General features: G+C 64.5%; 15 protein-coding genes and 2 pseudogenes. 5 read left to right on the top strand and 12 right to left on the bottom strand.

Going from position 1 to position 16,791, the window contains the following annotated elements; genetic code table 11:
• Positions 1-91 precede the first annotated feature (91 nt).
• On the top strand, positions 92-268 hold the full coding sequence (locus tag ACYP5B_RS14860; RefSeq protein WP_459570219.1) for a hypothetical protein: 177 nt from the start codon (positions 92-94) through the stop codon (positions 266-268).
• Positions 269-322: 54 nt separating this feature from the next.
• On the top strand, positions 323-1,396 hold the full coding sequence (locus tag ACYP5B_RS14855; protein ID WP_459570218.1) for a zinc-binding metallopeptidase family protein: 1,074 nt from the start codon (positions 323-325) through the stop codon (positions 1,394-1,396).
• 5 nt (positions 1,397-1,401) lie between these two features.
• Here ACYP5B_RS14855 and ACYP5B_RS14850 read toward each other — a convergent pair whose 3' ends face one another.
• The 6 genes from ACYP5B_RS14850 to ACYP5B_RS14825 form a co-directional block, all read right to left on the bottom strand.
• Positions 1,402-1,755, bottom strand: a complete 354-nt coding sequence (locus tag ACYP5B_RS14850; RefSeq protein WP_400101263.1) for a copper-binding protein — start codon at positions 1,753-1,755, stop codon at positions 1,402-1,404.
• A gap of 21 nt (positions 1,756-1,776) precedes the next feature.
• On the bottom strand, positions 1,777-4,920 hold the full coding sequence (locus ACYP5B_RS14845) for an efflux RND transporter permease subunit (protein ID WP_459570217.1): 3,144 nt from the start codon (positions 4,918-4,920) through the stop codon (positions 1,777-1,779).
• Positions 4,917-6,476 (bottom strand): efflux RND transporter periplasmic adaptor subunit, encoded by a 1,560-nt coding sequence (locus tag ACYP5B_RS14840; protein ID WP_459570216.1) that lies wholly within the window; start codon positions 6,474-6,476, stop codon positions 4,917-4,919. The genes ACYP5B_RS14845 and ACYP5B_RS14840 overlap by 4 nt, the downstream gene beginning before the upstream one ends.
• On the bottom strand, positions 6,473-7,774 hold the full coding sequence (locus ACYP5B_RS14835; RefSeq protein ID WP_459570215.1) for a TolC family protein: 1,302 nt from the start codon (positions 7,772-7,774) through the stop codon (positions 6,473-6,475). Before ACYP5B_RS14835 ends, ACYP5B_RS14840 begins: the two co-directional genes overlap by 4 nt.
• Positions 7,775-7,845: 71 nt before the next feature.
• A complete protein-coding gene (locus ACYP5B_RS14830; protein WP_459570214.1) occupies positions 7,846-8,124 on the bottom strand; it encodes a hypothetical protein in 279 nt (92 codons plus the stop codon).
• Positions 8,125-8,146: 22 nt separating this feature from the next.
• Entirely contained in the window at positions 8,147-8,440 is a 294-nt protein-coding gene (locus tag ACYP5B_RS14825) for a hypothetical protein (RefSeq protein WP_459570213.1), read from the bottom strand.
• 73 nt (positions 8,441-8,513) lie between these two features.
• Here ACYP5B_RS14825 and ACYP5B_RS14820 point away from each other — a divergent pair, with 73 nt between their 5' ends.
• Positions 8,514-9,815 (top strand): UDP-N-acetylglucosamine 1-carboxyvinyltransferase, encoded by a 1,302-nt coding sequence (locus tag ACYP5B_RS14820; RefSeq protein ID WP_318236760.1) that lies wholly within the window; start codon positions 8,514-8,516, stop codon positions 9,813-9,815.
• Between the two features lie 18 nt (positions 9,816-9,833).
• On the opposite strand, the gene ACYP5B_RS14815 is transcribed toward ACYP5B_RS14820, so the two are convergent.
• From ACYP5B_RS14815 to ACYP5B_RS14800, 4 genes and pseudogenes are all read right to left on the bottom strand, one after another.
• On the bottom strand, positions 9,834-10,553 hold the full coding sequence (locus tag ACYP5B_RS14815) for a Crp/Fnr family transcriptional regulator (RefSeq protein WP_400101273.1): 720 nt from the start codon (positions 10,551-10,553) through the stop codon (positions 9,834-9,836).
• A gap of 245 nt (positions 10,554-10,798) precedes the next feature.
• Complete coding sequence (locus ACYP5B_RS14810; protein ID WP_459570212.1) at positions 10,799-11,185, bottom strand: hypothetical protein; 387 nt, start codon at positions 11,183-11,185, stop codon at positions 10,799-10,801.
• A gap of 76 nt (positions 11,186-11,261) precedes the next feature.
• Positions 11,262-11,744, bottom strand: coding sequence for a Spy/CpxP family protein refolding chaperone (locus ACYP5B_RS14805; RefSeq protein WP_459570211.1), 483 nt, complete (start codon positions 11,742-11,744; stop codon positions 11,262-11,264).
• A 670-nt stretch (positions 11,745-12,414) separates the two neighbouring features.
• A pseudogene (locus ACYP5B_RS14800) lies at positions 12,415-13,128 on the bottom strand (NRAMP family divalent metal transporter); the annotation flags it as partial.
• A gap of 194 nt (positions 13,129-13,322) precedes the next feature.
• On the opposite strand from ACYP5B_RS14800, the gene ACYP5B_RS14795 reads away from it, so the two are divergent.
• Positions 13,323-14,261 carry a DnaJ C-terminal domain-containing protein gene (locus ACYP5B_RS14795; RefSeq protein WP_459570210.1) on the top strand — a complete coding sequence of 313 codons (939 nt, stop codon included), beginning with the start codon at positions 13,323-13,325 and terminating at the stop codon, positions 14,259-14,261.
• Positions 14,262-14,265: 4 nt separating this feature from the next.
• Positions 14,266-14,583: a chaperone modulator CbpM gene (locus ACYP5B_RS14790; RefSeq protein ID WP_459570209.1), complete on the top strand. Its 318-nt coding sequence runs from the start codon at positions 14,266-14,268 to the stop codon at positions 14,581-14,583.
• A 94-nt stretch (positions 14,584-14,677) separates the two neighbouring features.
• On the opposite strand, the pseudogene ACYP5B_RS14785 reads toward ACYP5B_RS14790, so the two are convergent.
• Together ACYP5B_RS14785 and ACYP5B_RS14780 are read right to left on the bottom strand one after the other, a co-directional pair.
• Positions 14,678-15,616: pseudogene (locus ACYP5B_RS14785) on the bottom strand (chromate resistance protein ChrB domain-containing protein); the annotation flags it as partial.
• A 48-nt stretch (positions 15,617-15,664) separates the two neighbouring features.
• Positions 15,665-16,627, bottom strand: coding sequence for a chromate resistance protein ChrB domain-containing protein (locus ACYP5B_RS14780; protein WP_459570208.1), 963 nt, complete (start codon positions 16,625-16,627; stop codon positions 15,665-15,667).
• Positions 16,628-16,791 lie beyond the last annotated feature (164 nt).

Below are 16,791 nucleotides of genomic sequence, written 5' to 3'. Positions count from 1 at the left end.
GCCACTTTCAAGTGCTCCGCGCCGGGCACATATTTTGCGGGTGGAACAGTGCCAAAATGGTTCGTGACCTTCCCCACACAGGAGATCGACGATGAAATACGAGAACGCCGGGCCTGGTTCGAAGCCACAGGCCAAGCCGATTGCCCGCGGCCATATCGAGCAGCCAGGAGAAGGCCGCAAAACCACGCAGCCGGGCGAGCGCGACCCGCAAAGCGAGCAACCCGCGGATCTGGCGAACAGCTCCCGCGAGCAACTGCTGGAGCATTAGCGGCGGCACTTGCAGCGGGCCGTGTAGATATTCTTCGCCAAGTGAAAAAAATCCATGAAAACCTTTCACTGCGGCGGTTGCTCCAACCTGGTTTTTTTTGAGAACGTCACTTGTGAGCGCTGCCAGGCGCTGCTTGGCTACGTCTACGACATCTCGCAGATCTGCGCGTTCGAACCCGCTGAAGGCAACCTGTTGCGCAGCTTGAATGCCGGCGCGCAAGACAAGCTCTACAAACAATGCCAGAACTACGCTGTGGAAGGTGTGTGCAACGGCATGATCCCGGCCACTTCGGAAGACATGCTTTGCGAGTCATGCAAGCTGACGCGCACCACGCCATGCCTGGAAACACCAAACAACCGGCTCTACTGGGCCAGGCTTGAGGTCGCCAAGCGCCGCGTGCTCTATACGCTAGCCGCCTTGGGCTTGCCGCACGTGGCTCGCGAAGCCGATCCGGAATTCGGGCTGCAATTCGACTTCCTGGAAGACGTTGGCGAGGAGCGCGTGATGACCGGGCACGACAACGGCCTCATCACCATGAACGTTGCCGAGGCCGACGATGCCCATCGGGAGAAGACGCGTTCGCTGATGGGCGAGCCGTACCGCACCTTGCTGGGCCATTTCCGGCATGAGATCGGCCACTACTATTTCGATCGCCTGATCGCCGGCACCCGCTGGCAGGCACCGTTTCGCGAGCGCTTTGGCGATGAGCGCGTGGACTACGGCGAAGCATTGAAGGCGCATTACGACAAGGGGCCGCAGGAAGGCTGGGAGCAAGACTATGTCAGCGCCTACGCGGCCATGCACCCGTGGGAGGACTGGGCCGAAACCTGGGCCCACTACCTGCACATCGTCGATACCGTGGACACCGCCGCGGCATGCGGCCTTGCGCTCAAGCCAGGCACGGCCGCGGAGCCCACCCTGACGGACCAGACGCCCGTCGAGGACGCCAGCTTCCAAAGCCTGATGAACCGGTGGTTTCCCCTCACCTACGTGCTCAACTGCCTGAACCGGAGCCTGGGCGTGCCGGATGGCTATCCGTTCGCGCTCAGCCCTGTCGTGGTCGATAAGCTGCGCTTCGTGCACGAGGTGGTGTCGGCGGGGCCGCAGGCCGCATTGCCTGATCGGTAGGGCGCTTATTCCGGCTCGATATTCGTCACCGTTGCCACGCCGTTGACCTTGTCGAAGGTTGCACGGACCTGGCTCCCTTCCTTCAGATTGTCAAGGCTGGCCTTGTCCTTCACGGGAAAGCTCATCGTCATGGCCGACATGCCGAGATTCTCGATGGGCCCGTGCTTGAGGGTGACCCTGCTGTTGGCCGTATCCACCTTGCGTACTTCCGCTTTGACGGGTTTCGGGGCGGACTTCGAGGCGGACGTCGATGCCGCCGGCTTCATCTGCATGCCGGCCATGTCGTCTGCCGCGTGGGCGGGCAGCGCGAAGGTGACGGTGGCGCATACGGCCGCAAGGCCCATCAGATTGCGTTTCATGGTGAACTCCTTGTTCAATGTTCAGGGTTGGGGGAATGCGTGCCCCGCCTTTGGACGGCGAAGCAAAAAGAAAACTGCGGGAATCACGAACAGCGACAGCAGCGGCGCGGTGACCATGCCGCCGACCATGGGCGCGGCAATGCGCTGCATGACCTCGGAGCCGGTGCCGCCCGACCACATGATGGGCAGCAGGCCCGCCAGGATGACGGCCACGGTCATGGCTTTGGGGCGCACCCGCAGGACGGCGCCCTCCTGGATTGCCTCCAGCAGCGCGGGCGCGTCGGCCTGGCCGCTCTCGATTTTCTTGAGCCAGGACTGCTTCAGGTAGAGCAGCATGATCACGCCAAACTCCGCGGCTACGCCAGCCAGGGCGATGAAGCCGACGACGCTGGCCACCGACAGGTTGTGGCCCAGCAGGTACAGCAGCCAGAACCCGCCAACCAGCGCGAATGGCAGCGTCGCCATGATCAGCACCGCTTCATCGAACCGCCCGAACGTGACATACAGCAGCAGGAAGATGATGAGCAGCGTGAACGGCACGACCACCTTCAGCTTCTGTGTAGCGCGCTCCAGGTACTCGAACTGCCCCGACCAGCTGACGGAGTAGCCCGGAGGCAGCGGGACCGTCTTGCCGACGACCGCCTGCATCTCCTGCACGGCCGAGCGCAGGTCGCGCCCCCGAATGTCCACGTAGACCCAGCCGGAGAGCCTGGCATTCTCGCTGCGCAGCATGGGCGGGCCCTGTGTCACGTGGATGCGGGCGACATCCGACAACAGGATCTGGTGCCCGCTGCTGGTCACAACGGGAAGCTTGCGCAATTGCTCGACCGAGTCGCGATAGTCCCGCGGATAACGAACGTTGATGGGAAACCGCGCCAGGCCATCCACGACTTCGCCGACGTTCTCGCCGCCGACGGCCGATGCCACGATGCCCTGGATGTCGTCGACATTCAGGGCATGCCGCCCGGCCGCCGCACGGTCGATCTCGACATCGACATAGCGCCCGCCCGTGAGCCGCTCGGCCAGTGCCGAGGTGACACCCGGCACGGACTTCACAGCCTGCTCAATCTGGCTGGCCAGCCGGTCGATCTGCTTCAGATCGGTCCCGGCCACCTTGATGCCGACCGGGCTCTTGATGCCGGTGGCCAGCATGTCGATGCGGTTGCGAATGGGCGGCACCCAGATGTTGGACAGACCCGGCACCGTCACGACGCGATCGAGTTCTTCCACCACCTTGTCGGGCGTCATGCCCGCGCGCCACTGGTCGCGCGGCTTGAACTGGATGGTGGTCTCGAACATCTCCATGGGAGCCGGGTCGGTAGCAGAGTCAGCCCGTCCGGCCTTGCCGAAGACCGTGGCGACTTCCGGAACGGTCTTGATCAGGCGATCCGTTTGCTGGAGCAGCTGCGCCGCTTTGCCGGCCGACAGCCCGGGCAGGGCCGATGGCATATACAGCAGGTCGCCTTCGTCGAGCGGCGGCATGAACTCGCCTCCGACACGGAGGATCGGCCAAGCGGTTGCCGCGAGCAGGATCGCGCCGACCACGAGCGTGGTCTTGGGAAAGCACAGCACCCGCGCGAGCAGCGGCTGATAGAGGCGGATCAGGAACCGATTGAGCGGATTGGACTGCTCCGGTGGAATCCTGCCGCGGATGAGATAGCCCATCAGGACGGGAATCAACGTCACCGCCAGTCCCGCCGCCGCGGCCATGGAATAGGTCTTGGTGAAGGCCAGGGGCGCGAAGAGGCGGCCTTCCTGCGCTTCCAGCGTAAATACAGGAATAAACGAGAGCGTGATGATCAGCAGCGAGAAGAAGAGCGCGGGCCCCACTTCCGCCGCCGAGTCGCCGATCACGCGCCATTGCTCGTCGCCAGCAAGGTGCCGGCCGGGGTGTTCCGCCCGCCAATGCTCGATGTGCTTGTGCGCGTTCTCGATCATCACCACGGCCGCGTCGACCATGGCGCCGATGGCGATGGCGATGCCGCCGAGGGACATGATATTGGCGTTAACGCCCTGGTACCGCATCACCAGGAAGGCGGCGAGGATACCCAGGGGCAGCGACACGATCGCGACCAGCGCAGAGCGCAGGTGGAACAGGAACACGAGGCAGACCACCGCCACCACGATGAACTCTTCCACGAGCTTGTGCGTGAGATTCTCGACCGCCCGGTTGATGAGGCTGGACCTGTCATAGACGGGCACGATCTCCACGCCCGGCGGCAGGCTCGGTTTCAGCGCGGCAAGCTTGGCCTTGACCGCTTCAATGGTCTCCAGTGCGTTCTTGCCGGAGCGCATGACGATGACGCCTCCGGCGACTTCGCCCTCGCCGTTCAACTCTGCAATGCCGCGCCGCATCTCCGGCCCGAGCTGGATGGTCGCCACGTCGCCAAGGCGCACGGGGATGCCGGCGCCGTTCACGTTGAGCGGTATCTGCCGGAAATCGTCCAGCGTCTTCAGGTATCCGGAAGCACGGACCATATACTCCGCTTCCCCGAGCTCCAGCACGGAGCCACCGGTCTCCTGGTTGGCCCCCTTCAACGCCGCCAGGATCGTTGCCTGCGGGATGTTGTAGGCGCGGAGCTTGTCGGGCATCAAGACGACCTGATACTGCTGCACCATCCCGCCGATGGATGCCACCTCCGAGACGTTGGGCAGCGACTTCAGCTCGAAGCGCAGGAACCAGTCCTGCAACGCGCGCAGCTGGGCAAGATCGTGCTGGCCGGTCCGGTCGATGAGGGCGTATTCGTAGATCCAGCCCACGCCGGTCGCATCGGGCCCGAGCGCCGGCTTGGCGGCCGCGGGCAGCTTCGACTGAACCTGATTGAGGTATTCCAGCACACGCGAGCGCGCCCAATACAGGTCGGTGCCATCCTCGAACAGCACGTAGACAAATGAGTCGCCGAAGAACGAGTAGCCCCGCACGGTTTTTGCCCCCGGCACCGACAGCATCGTCGTTGTCAGCGGATACGTGACCTGGTTCTCGACGATCTGCGGCGCCTGCCCTGGGTAGGGCGTGCGGATGATGACCTGCACGTCGGAGAGATCTGGCAAGGCATCCAGCGGGGTGCTGCGCGCAGCCCAGATGCCCCACGCCGTCAGGATGACCGTGGCCAGCAGTACCAGGAAGCGGTTTCGGATCGACCAGCGGATGAGGTGCGCGATCATGGCTTGCCCCCCGCGCCGCCGGCGACTGGCTGCACGGAAGACAGGACCGGCACGCCGTCACTGTTCATCCGGAAACGGAAGCGCACCTCCTGGCCCGCCTTCAGGCTCTTCGGCAGGCCCCCCGCCGGCGCCTCGAAGTCCATGGTCATGGCACCCCACAGGAGCGTGGGGATCGGCCCGTGGGAAAGCGTAAGGCCCTCCGGCGTGATGGCCTCGATGCGACCGACGCCTTCATGTTCCGCGGCCGATGCCGCCGATGACGCCGATGACGCCGATGCCGGCGAAGCCGATGGAGCGGTCGCGCTCTCCATGCGGGTCGTCGCGCCGCGCAGGCTGGCTTCTGAGTCGAGCAGGAACTGGCCCGAGACCACCACATTCTGGCCGGCCTTCAGGCCCTCGGTCACCTCGGTTTGCCCGCCGGCTTCCGCACCTGTCTTTACCTCCACCGGACTGAAGCCGCCGTTGCCGGTCTCGACCATGGCTACGGTGCGCGAGCCGGTACGGATCAGCGCTTCGGTCGGAACGAGCAACTGGTCGGCGCCCGGCCGTGCGCCGAACCTGACACTGACGAACATGCCGGGCAGCAACTGCCGGTTCTTGTTTGCCAGCTCGATGCGTACCTTGAGCGTGCGCGTACCCGGATTCACGTCGGGCAGGATGGCGTCTACCTTCCCGGTCAGTGCCTGACCCGGCAGTGCCGCGCTGGTAGCCGAGACCTGCTGTCCCGGCCGGGTGGCCGCCGCCTGGCTCTCTGGCAGCTCTGCCAGGACCCACACGGTAGAGAGGTCGGCCACGCGGAACAATGTCACGCCCGGCGAGACCGTCATGCCATCCCGCGCGCCGACTTCCGTGATGACGCCATCGACCGGACTAGTGATGGTGAGGCGAGGTTGCAGCTTGCCGGTGGTCTCCACCAGGCGGATCTGGCTATCGCTCATGCCAGCCTGACGCATGCGCGCGCTTGCGGCGCCGCGCAAGTCGCCGTACGGGCCGCTACTCATGCGGGCGACCGCAAGGTATTCCTCCTGCGCGGCTACCCATTCAGGTGCATAGATGACGATCAACGGCTGGCCCCGCGTGACCGGGTCAAGGGTAGTCCTGGCATAAGCGTGCTCGACGTAGCCAGCGGTGCGTGCCTGGATGACCGCGATCCCGCGCTCATTGATGGCGACGTTGCCCGGCACTTCCAACACGGAGTCGAGCCGGCCTGCCTTGACCTCTGCGGTCCGGATGCCCAGGTTCTGCGTGACGCGGCTGTCGATGGTGACCGCCGCCCCGCTCGCGCCGGCATCCTCGTACACCGGCACCAGCTGCATGTCCATGAACGGGGATTTGCCGGGCTTGTCGAAGCGCTGGCCGGGCACCATCGGGTCATGCCAATACAGGATCTTCCTGCCGGCCTTGGAATCCGTGTCGCCGGCAGCGGATGCGTGTTGGGCTGCCGTCGATGGTGGCTTGAGTGCCTGGCCCCGGCTGACCCCCAGTTGATAGGTGCCATAAAGAACGCCCCCGGCGACGACCAGAGCCACCAGGAGGGAGATGATCTGTCTTTTCATTTTGCATCCCTCGCGGCGGGTTCTGTCTGCGCAGTGGGCAGCGGAACAAGGAATGCCAGGTCGGCCCAGATCCTGGCTGTCTTCGCTTCGAGGGTCAGCCGGTCGAGTGCCGTGTCGATGACCCGGTGATTGGCTTCGGCAACCGCCAGCAGCGGTCCGGTGTTGGCCCGGTAAGCCGTCAATGCCGCGCCTGCCTGGGCGTTTGCCAACGGCAGGATGGATTCGTCGTAGCGCTTGAGCCGCTCGAGGTTGCGCCGCAGCTCAGCGAGCTTTGCCCCAAGCACTGCCGTGGTATTGCGCGCAACGATCTCGGACCTGGCGCGGGCTTCCTGCGCCTGCGCCAGCTTGGCCGACACTTCGCGATCCTGCCGGTTGCCCCGGTCCCATGGCACCGGGAAGCTGACGTTCAGCGAGCCCATATTGGAATAGGCGGAGCCCCGCTGGCTGTACATCAGCTCGACGGTCACGTCCGGCTTCCTGGCCTCGGTGGCCGCCCGGACATCGGCTTCGGCCAGTGCGATCTCGCGCTGCGAAGCCGCCATTTCCGGCACGGCGTCCAGTTCGGACCCTGTCAGCGCTTGCACGCGCAGGGGAATTGCAAGGGTCGGCCTTTCCGACAGCGGACGACTGGCTGCCTGCCCGACCCAGCGGGCAAGTGCCGCGTGGGCGGCCTCGATGGCGGCTTGGTTCTCGTCGCGCCGGTCCCGTAGTTTCTGGATTTCCATCTCCGCCGCCAGTACGTCCGCCCGCGTGCCGCGTCCGCTGCGATAGGCGGCTGTGGCGGCCTGCAACTCCAGTTCCATCGGATGGCCGTGATGGCCGAGCAAGACGCCGGCCTGTTCGGCATACCAACGATCTAGCCAGGCATTGACCACGCTGCGCTGCACGTTGGCCAGGCCGACCGTGCGCCGCGCCTGCGCAGCTGCGGCTTCGGCCTCGAAGCGCTCCGCGCGGGCGCGGCGCTTGTCCGATCGCGTGAACTCCTGCATGACGCTGATGGAGCGCATGGTCATGAAGTCACGGGTCAGGGAGAACTGGTCCGGGCCGCTGAGCGGCACATTGTTGAAACCGAGCCTGAGCACCGGGTCCGGCAATTGACCGGCGGCTACGGCCATCTGAACGGCGGCCTCAACGCCGCCGCGGGAAGTCTCGCCATCGCCGGCGCGCGTAGTGGCCAGCGCCACGGCTTCTTCGACAGACAAGGTGGGGGCTGGCTGGGCGTGGGCAAATTGCGGCACGGCCAGGCCAAATGCAGGCGCCCACAGGAGCGCCTGCATGACACGACGAAGGAAATGCATAAAGCCTCCGGGAAGCAACGACGACCCGGCCGCTCAGGCGGCAGGGCACGAAAAAAACGTGGCTTCGGAGGCTAAGTGCGGAAACAGCAGTGCAGGATCGGGATGGGCGGCGGTGGCGCGCGCGCGATGGCTTCGCCTAGCAGGATCGTTTGCCGGGTGGGTGTGGCGACGGGAGCGGGTTCGACAAGGCTGACAAGGACGGGCAGGAAGCCGGGGATCTGCGGGCTGGCGTGGTCGATCGACTTGGAGCCTAGCTGGCAATGCTCGAGGCAAAGCCCGTCATGGCTGCCGAGCGTTGTCTGCGTGGACTGCTCGGCCATTTCGGGGCACGACTCCATCATGCCCGCCATGTCTGTCGCCTGGCCCGGCGATTCAGACGAACCGGTCGAACCAGACGAATAGCGGCTTCCCATGCAGGCGTACGCCGCCGCTGCCAGTTGCACTGTCAGGAAGGCGGTAAGCAGGAGCCCGGCAATCCAGAACCGGCGAGGAAAGGCGCGCACGCGAAAGGTTGGTGATTTTGGAGAGAATGTTATCAGCCTTCCGCGCTTCCAGGCGCGCCTTCACCATGACACGTTGTCGCATGGATGCAGCATCGGTCCCAGGAGCATCCTCCATGCGCCCCGAGCCGGATGCCCGGGCATTGCCGGTGCGGGTGACGGCCACACCGTTCGCAGTGCAAGTACAATGCGGGGCGTTGTTCCATCCTGTCCGGGCTCGTCTCGCAATATCCCATCCCATGTCCAATCTCATCGTGCACGGCGGCAAGCCGCTCCGGGGGCGTATTACCCCTTCCGCCAACAAGAATGCAGTGCTTCCTGTGCTCTGCGCCACGCTTCTGACCGATGAGCCCTTGCGCCTGCATGGCGTGCCCGACATCACCGATGTGCGCAAGATTCTCGACATCTTCCGCGCTTTGGGCAGCAAGGTGCATATGGATGACGCAACCGGCACGCTGTCGCTGCACCACCAGGAGACCGTGTTCGATGCGGCCCGCCATCGGTTGCCGGAAGAGATGCGCTCGTCCATCATGCTGGTGCCGCCGCTGCTCGCCCGCTTCGGGGTAGCCCGGCTGGAGGACAACGTCAAGGGTTGCACGCTTGGCGTGCGCGAGATCGATCCGCACGTCGATGTCTTCCGCCGTTTCGGTGGCGAGGTGGAGCGGGCCGATGGCTCGCTGCTGGTGCGCAGCGCCGGCCAGCTGACGCCCACTGACCACTGGCTCGACTATGCATCGGTTACCACCACGGAGAACTTCGTGCTGTGCGCCGCCGCCGCGGGTGGCACCTCCACGCTCACCAACGCCGCATCGGAGCCGCACGTGCAGGAGTTCTGCCGCTTCATGGCGATGATGGGCGCGCGCATCGAAGGCATGGGCACCTCGCGCCTGACGGTGCATGGCGGCAACAAGCTCAAGGGCGGCGACTTTACCTTCGACGAGGATTTTCACGAGATCACCACCTTCCTGGCGCTGGGCGCCATCACCGGCGGCGATGTCGTGGTGCGCAACAGCGCGCCGGGGAATTTCCCGCTGATCGACCGGACCTTCGCCAAGTTCGGGGTGCAGATCACGCACGAAGACGGCTGGTCCCGCGCCACCAGTGCCGGCCCTCTGAAAGTGCAGACGCCGTTTACCAGCAACGTGCTGACCAAGGTCGAGGCCGCGCCGTGGCCTTACTTCCCGGTTGACCTGCTGCCCATCTTCATCGCGCTGGGCGTGCGCGCGCAGGGCAACGCCATGTTCTGGAACAAGGTGTACGACGGCGCGCTGGGCTGGACGGGCGAGCTGTCCAAGTTCGGCGCCCATGTGTTCTCGTCCGACCCGCACCGGCTCATCACCTTCGGCGGCAATACGCTGACGCCGGCGGTGGTGGAAAGCCCGTACATCATCCGCGTGGCGATCGCCCTGTTCATGGTGGCCGCGAGCATCGACGGCCGCTCCGAGATCCGCAACGCCGCGCCCATCCGCCGGGCGCATCCGCGCTTCGTCGAGAACCTGCGCAGCCTTGGCGTCGAGGTGGAGTGGACCAGCGAGGAGTAACGGCTGGCGCCGCGATGTTCAGGTCGCCGCCGTGTCAGGCAACAGGCGGTCGAACTCGCGCTTGACCACTGCGTAGCATTCGCAGGCATGCTTTTCCAGCGCCGGCCGGTCAAGCACCGCGATATGGCCATGGCTGTAGCGGATCAGGCCGGCGTTCTGGAGTTTCAAGGCCGCCTCGGTGACGCCGGAGCGCCGCACGCCGAGCATGTTCGAGATCAGCTCCTGCGTCATCGTCAGTTCATTGGACGGCAGCCGGTCGATGCTCAGCAGCAGCCAGCGGCAGAGTTGCTGCTCGATCGAGTGATGCCGGTTGCAAACCGCGGTCTGGGCCATCTGGGTGATCAGCGCCTGGGTGTATCGCAGCAGCAAATGCTGGATGGGGCCGCCGCGGGTGAATTCCTGCTTCAGCACTTTGGCACTCAGGCGATAGCCATGGCCGGCACTTTGCACGATGGCCCGGCTGGGCGTCGTCTCGCCCCCCATGAACAAGGCAATGCCGACGATGCCCTCATTGCCGACGATGGCGATCTCGGCGGAGGCGCCGTCCTCCATCACGTAGAGCAGGGAGACGATCGAGGTGGTCGGGAAATACACATGCCCCAGCTGGTCGCCCGACTCATACACCACATGGCCCAGGGGCAATTCGGTCAGGATCAGGTGCGGCGCAAGGCGCAACCACTCTGCTTCGGGCAACACGGCAAGGAGATGATTGGCCCTCGGGTCGTGGGTGGAAGCCATCCTTTGCCTCCTAATGCTGAATTGGGCTGAGTGCCAGGCAATTTGCGCCTGCCGCGCAAGTAAGCGCCTCGGGGACGACCCCGGGGTCACCAACCGAAATATAGGTCAGCACTGTGGAAGATTAAAGGCGTAGCAGGGCGGCGGACGCTGCACATTGACGGGCGGTTACCTGGCGCGGGCGGCGGGCGGCCAGGCAACGTACTCGTTGCCTGGAAGGTTTGCCTGCTTGCCCGTGCCTTGCCTGGCTAGCGGATCTGCAGGGGGATGAACAGGCTGATGCCGGGTGCCGGCTGGGGCACGTAGGCTACGGGAGGCGGCGCGTAGACATAGCGCTGGTTGTCATAGTAGTTGCCGCGATAGTCACGATAGCCGCGATAGTAGCGATAGTCGCGAGAGTGATCGTAGCGTTGGTCGCCCTGCCAGTTGCCGTTGTGTCCCTGACGGGACGAAGCATGCTGGTTGCCGTGATTCTGATTCTGGTTCTGGTTCTGGTCGCGATGGTGGTTGCGGTCGTCGCCGAAGGCAGGCGTCGTCGATACGACGCCCATTGCCATCGCCAGGCCAAATGCCGCGGCGGCCTTCACGGTCGCCGGGCGCCCCCAGCCTGATCGTGTTGTTGTGGTGTTCATCATGCTCTCCTGTTCTTGAGCGAAAGCCCGAACCGCACCGGGTTGCTTGCACCGGCGGCTGCTGTCCGGGCCCCGGGGTTCAGTTCTTCATCGACGCATGCTGCTGGCGGTTCCGGAAGATCAGGTCGGCATTCTTCTTCTGCACGTCCGACATGCTGTCGTACAGATCCCGGAACACGGGAGTGAGCTTCCTGATGCCATCGGCATGCGCATCGGCGATATCGCCATAGGACTTGAGGTCGCCGACGGCGGTCATGCCTTTGGCATCCCCAGTGCGCTCCTGCCGCAGCGAATCCATCTTGCTTGCGTTGTCGCGCATGACCTGCGCGACCTTCTGCCAGAGTTGTTCCTGTGAGCGCGTAATCTGGAGCTTCGTGTGAAGGTCGCTGATGTGCGTATCGATGCGATCCTGCTTCGCGATCTTCAAGACATGGGGGGATCCCTGCGCGTCCGTGGCGGTGATGGCCCCGGCGGGAACGGCCAGCGCCAGCATGGAAAAAAGCGCGACTGACGGCAGCACGTATGCCGTCTTCGGCAAGAATGATTGGGCAGTGAGCTTCATGATCGGTCTCCATGGGATTCGATGGCCTCGCCGGCTGCTCACCAGCATGGGCGGCGCGATCGCATGCCCACTTGTGCGCCGGATCCGGGCGCGCGTCTGTCCGCCATCGGACAAGGAACAGGGCCTGGCGACATCGCGGAAGCCGCGCACCCGGCGGCACAAAGATGAAACTACCAATCGGTACGCTGGCGGACAGCGCTTTGTGCCGAAGAGAACTATAAGTAGACGTAGGGGCGCACACGCCGCTACATACCAAAGTCGGCGCTGAGAATTTCTGGAACATGTCCGGTGTGGGGCCCCACCAGTTTTGGTTTCGGATCGCGGGACGAGCGATGTTCGCCGGAATTTGCGAACATGGAAAACTAAGCCCTCCGCCCCGGATCCCGGATAGTTGGGAGTTGGGGTATGTCGAAGGAAGGTCGCCGAGCCGTGGTCGTTTTCTATCGAAGTCATCCGAAGAACTGGTTCTACGCAGAGGTGGATGGCGGCTGTATCTATCGCTTCGGCCCGTTCGAGAGCGAAAGGACCGTCAACGATATCCTCCTTGTCATCTACCCTGCCGGCCTGCCGCGTGAAACTATTGCCGCCATGATGGATTGCGACGATGACACCTTGCTGCGCACCGCGCAGGGAGTTGCCTGTCCGCCGCCGCCCGGCCCACGGCCGATCGAGCCGGCGCAAAGGCAATCATCCTTCTCAGGGGCTGGGCCTGGGGGCTGGCGAGCTGATCCTCGACTTCCTGCGATGCCTGCCAGAAGAACAGGTAGGGGCTGATGGTCGTGCCGAACACCGCCACCACGGTCGTGACGTACTCTGGCCTCCAGGACATGTGTGGCATCAGCGCCTTCAACAGCACCTGCGACCACGGGATATGCACGACAAACGCCGTGGCCACGTAGGCCAGCAAGGCAAGCGTGAGCCATTTCAGGAAGCGGACATAGCGCCGGTAGGGAACAAACACCTGCAGCAGCAACGAGGTCACGCCGAATACCCCGGCATAAAGCTGGGCGGGACCGCCCACGATCAATCGCAGCGCCTCGCCCATGGCCGAGACATCAGCCGCAATATTGATCGTATTGGCAACCAGCAAGAGGCTGACCACGGCATACAGGAGCCACGCGGGGTAATGCCTGCGGATGTTGGTGGCCAGCCCATGGCCGCTCACCCGCCCGATCCTGGCGCTCACCACCTGGATGCCCACCATCAGCGGGTAGGTGAGCAGCACCGTCCACAACATGTTGAAGCCAAACTGCGCGCCGGCCTGCGAATAGGTGGCGATGCCGCTGGGATCGTCGTCCGCCGCGCCGGTGATCAGGCCCGGCCCGAGCTTGCCGAGCCATGTTTGTTGAGCGTCTTGCGGTGCGGATGCCTCATATTTCACCATGCCTCCAGTAGCTGGCTTGCCGCTAACATAGCAGGTTCCGCAGGTGCGCACGCCACGTTTTGGATACGCGCGCTGACAGCGCGCGCAGGGCGAACCGCACGCCCGTGCCTTTGCCTATACTTAGAGCCGCAGGTCAAGCGCGTCATTCGCCAAGCGTCGTGCGCGTTTCGCACGCCAGTTGCCCGGGGGCATTCATGGAGTACAAGGACTACTACGCGATGCTCGGGGTGGAGCCAACGGCCACGCAGGATGAAATCAAGCGGGCCTACCGCAAGCTGGCGCGCAGGTATCACCCGGACGTGAGCAAGGAGCCGGATGCGGAAGCCCGCTTCAAGGACGTGGCCGAGGCGTACGTGGCGCTGAAAGACGAGGAGAAACGTGCCGCCTACGACGACGTGGGGGCACGGTACAAGAGAGGCCAAGAGTTCACGCCGCCGCCGGGATGGGATAGCGGCTTCGAGTACAGCGGCGGCGAAGCGGATTTCGAGCAAGACCTGGACCGCAGCGATTTTTTCGAGTCGCTCTTCGGCGCCCGGCATGCGCAGTCTCGCGGCGCTGCCCGCATGGCAGGCGGGGATCACCATGCCAAGGTGCAGATCGATCTGCTGGACGTCTACCGGGGCGGGCGCCGCACCATCACGCTGCGCACGCCCCAGGCGGACGCTAGCGGCCACGTGCGATTGCAGGAGCGGCAACTGGACGTCAATATTCCCAAGGGCATCCGCAGTGGACAGCATCTTCGGCTCGCAGGCCAGGGCGGCCCCGGATTTGGAGACGCTCCGGCTGGCGACCTCTATCTCGAAATCGAGATCACACCGCACCCGTTGTTCCGCGTAGTCGATCGCGACGTCTACCTCGACCTGCCTGTCGCCCCATGGGAAGCCGCCTTGGGCGCCAGCGTCGCCTTACCCACGCCGGACGGCCGCGTGCAACTCAGCGTGCCACCGGGCTCGTCGGCAGGCCGCAAGCTGCGGCTCAAGGGCAAGGGCCTTCCCAGCACGCCGCCCGGCGACCTGTATGCGGTGCTGTCGATCGTTGTGCCGCCCGCGGATTCGGATAAGGCCAAGGACGCGTACCGGGAAATGGCCAAGACCTTTAGCGGCTTTGCCCCGCGCCGTTCACTGGAGGCTTGATGCGATGAGCGATCAAGGCATATCGATGCTGCATGGCGTTCTTGTCGAAGAAGAGATGCAGTTCACGCTGGTGGAGCTGAGCGTGGCCTGTCATGCCGACATTGAACAGGTGGTGGCGCTGGTGGAAGAAGGCGTGCTGACGCCGCGCGGCGAGGATGCGCCGGGCTGGCGTTTTGACGGCGCCACGCTCAAGCGCGCCCGCGCGGCCCTGCGGCTCGAGCGCGACCTGGAGCTTGGGGTGGCGGGCGTCGCCGTGGTGCTCGACCTGCTGGACGAGATCGAGACGTTAAGGGCGAAGCTGCGGCGGGCGAACCTGGCTTGATGGATCGCGCCAGCGCTCCACCTCATGCCGGCATCTCCGGCATCTCCGGCGGCCAACGGTGCGTCTCTGCCTGGCAACGTTGGCACCACGCATACAAGGCGTCGTACATCACCATGCCGTGGCGGAGCATTTCGTGGTCGTCCGGGAACACCTGCGACAGACCCAGGGAGATGGCGTATAGCCCTGCCGATTGCGGTGTGAGATCGAGCCGCGACGTGTCGGCGCCCCGCACGATGCTGGCCAGATGCTGCAAGGCGGGATCCGTCAGGCCGTACTTGTCCAGGAAGGCGTCAAAGCTGCAGAGCTCCCCAACATGCGATAGCTCGACGCCGGGGATGTCATAGGGAATGGCACCGGTCTGGCGAGCGGTCTTCAGGACCTCACCGGCAGGCACATAGAGAAATTCCGGCGCATCGTCAATGAACCTGGCGATCAGCCAGGGGCAGGCGATCCGGTCAATCTTTGGTCTTTCGCGGGTAATCCATTGCATGGCTGACTCCTTTGAGGATTGCCGATGTTCGCTGGACCATCGACCACTTAATGCCCGATGTGCGGCAGGGGGTAGGCCATCAGGCCGACCGGTGCGGCACCGGCCACAATGACGGGCTCTGGCAGCTTCTTGAAGCGCCACAACAGCGCTACCGTGGCCAGCGCCAGCAACGCGGTGGGCACGTCCACGATCGAGCGTTTGACCAGGACGATCACGGCGGCCGTGATGGCGCCCACGGAAAAACGACGGCAGCACAAAGGCGATCCCGACCAGCGTGGCGCCCACGATGCGATAGTGAACATAGCCAAGATAAATGGCGAGCTGCGCCGGCATGGGTCCCGGCGCCAGCTGCGCAAGCGCGATGCCTTGCCAGTAGTCAGCCTCCGTGGTCCACGCGCGCCGTTCGACCAGATCGCGGTGCATGTAGCCCGCCAGCGCAACGGGGCCGCCAAAGCCCAGCGTGCCGAGTCGCAGCATGTAGAGAACCAGCTGCCAGAGCGTATAGCCGGGATGCCGGGATGGAGGAGTGTCCTGCGCATGCATGGATGTTCCTTATCTGTCTCTTCGACTCTGTCTGCAGCCAGGCTCGCCTCAGCCTCGGCGCTTGGTGGTGAAGTGGGCGTAGAGCGAGTCCAGCGCCAGCCCTGTTTCCGCCAGCAGCGCATCATCGTCGGGCAGCCGCTCGCGTGCGCCGGCGAGGATGGCCTCGAAGCCGCTTGCCTCGGGCTGCTGGTCTCCGCCCACGTCCAGCGTGTGCACCAACTTGCCCAGGCGGCGCAGCGCCCGGTCCTCATCCAAGCCGAAACTTGCCATCAGGACCTCGAACGACACGCGTTCGCCAACGTGGGTGAAGGTTGCCCCGTCGAAATCGAATCCCAGCGCATCCGGTGGGCAGTCGGCGGTCTTCTCCAGCCACTGGAAGCGAGCGTGCGGGTCGATGAAGCGCAAGATCAGCCAGGCACTGGCGACCCGGTCCACCCACAGGTGCCGGCGCGTGGCCCACAGGCGCCCTTGGTACTGGGCGCGGTCGCGGCGGGCGATCACGCCGGCAGCGGAATGTGGTTCCCCGGGCGACAGGATCGCGCCGATCGTGCCGGCGAAATCCTTCCATTGCGCCTGAGCACGCAGTGAGGCCTCGTTCGGAAAGAAGTCGATTGCGCGAATGGCCTCCAGGGATCGTTCGTGCCGGCGCAGCAGCCTGGCCAGCTCGGCTTCGCTCAAGGCGGACAGCATCTTGCGCGCTTCCGATAGCGCGCTCTCCAGCTCGCCGTATTCGCGCGAACGGTCGAACAGGTGCCGATATGCCGCCGGATCATCGGACGCATTGGGCTGGACATCCAGCAACCATGCTTGTCCATCCTGCTGCAATGCCTCGTCAGCCAGCTCGCGCAGTTGCGCCGCCTGTGCAGCGCCGGCGGGAAGCAGGTAGGCGCCATCGCGCAAGGCCGCGCACCCAAGCGATTTCACGGCTCGCCAGATGCGCATGCGGGTGGTGGCGCCGGACGTCGGGATACTCACGATGAGCAAAAGCCACGAGTCGGAAGAAGTGGTCATGTAGGGCATGGTAGGAAGACGTAGCGGCCATTTCAACTATGTAGGGATATCTACAATATGAACATTCTCGGTGCCGGGGCCACCGATTACTTTTTCTTTTGAAAACATAGAAATAAGGGTTCATCAGACTTTCGTGTGGGTCCTCCATCCGAGCGAGAGCGACG

The sequence above is a fragment of the Cupriavidus sp. 8B genome, assembly GCF_054589115.1.
This window is presented reverse-complemented; position numbering and strand designations above follow the sequence as displayed.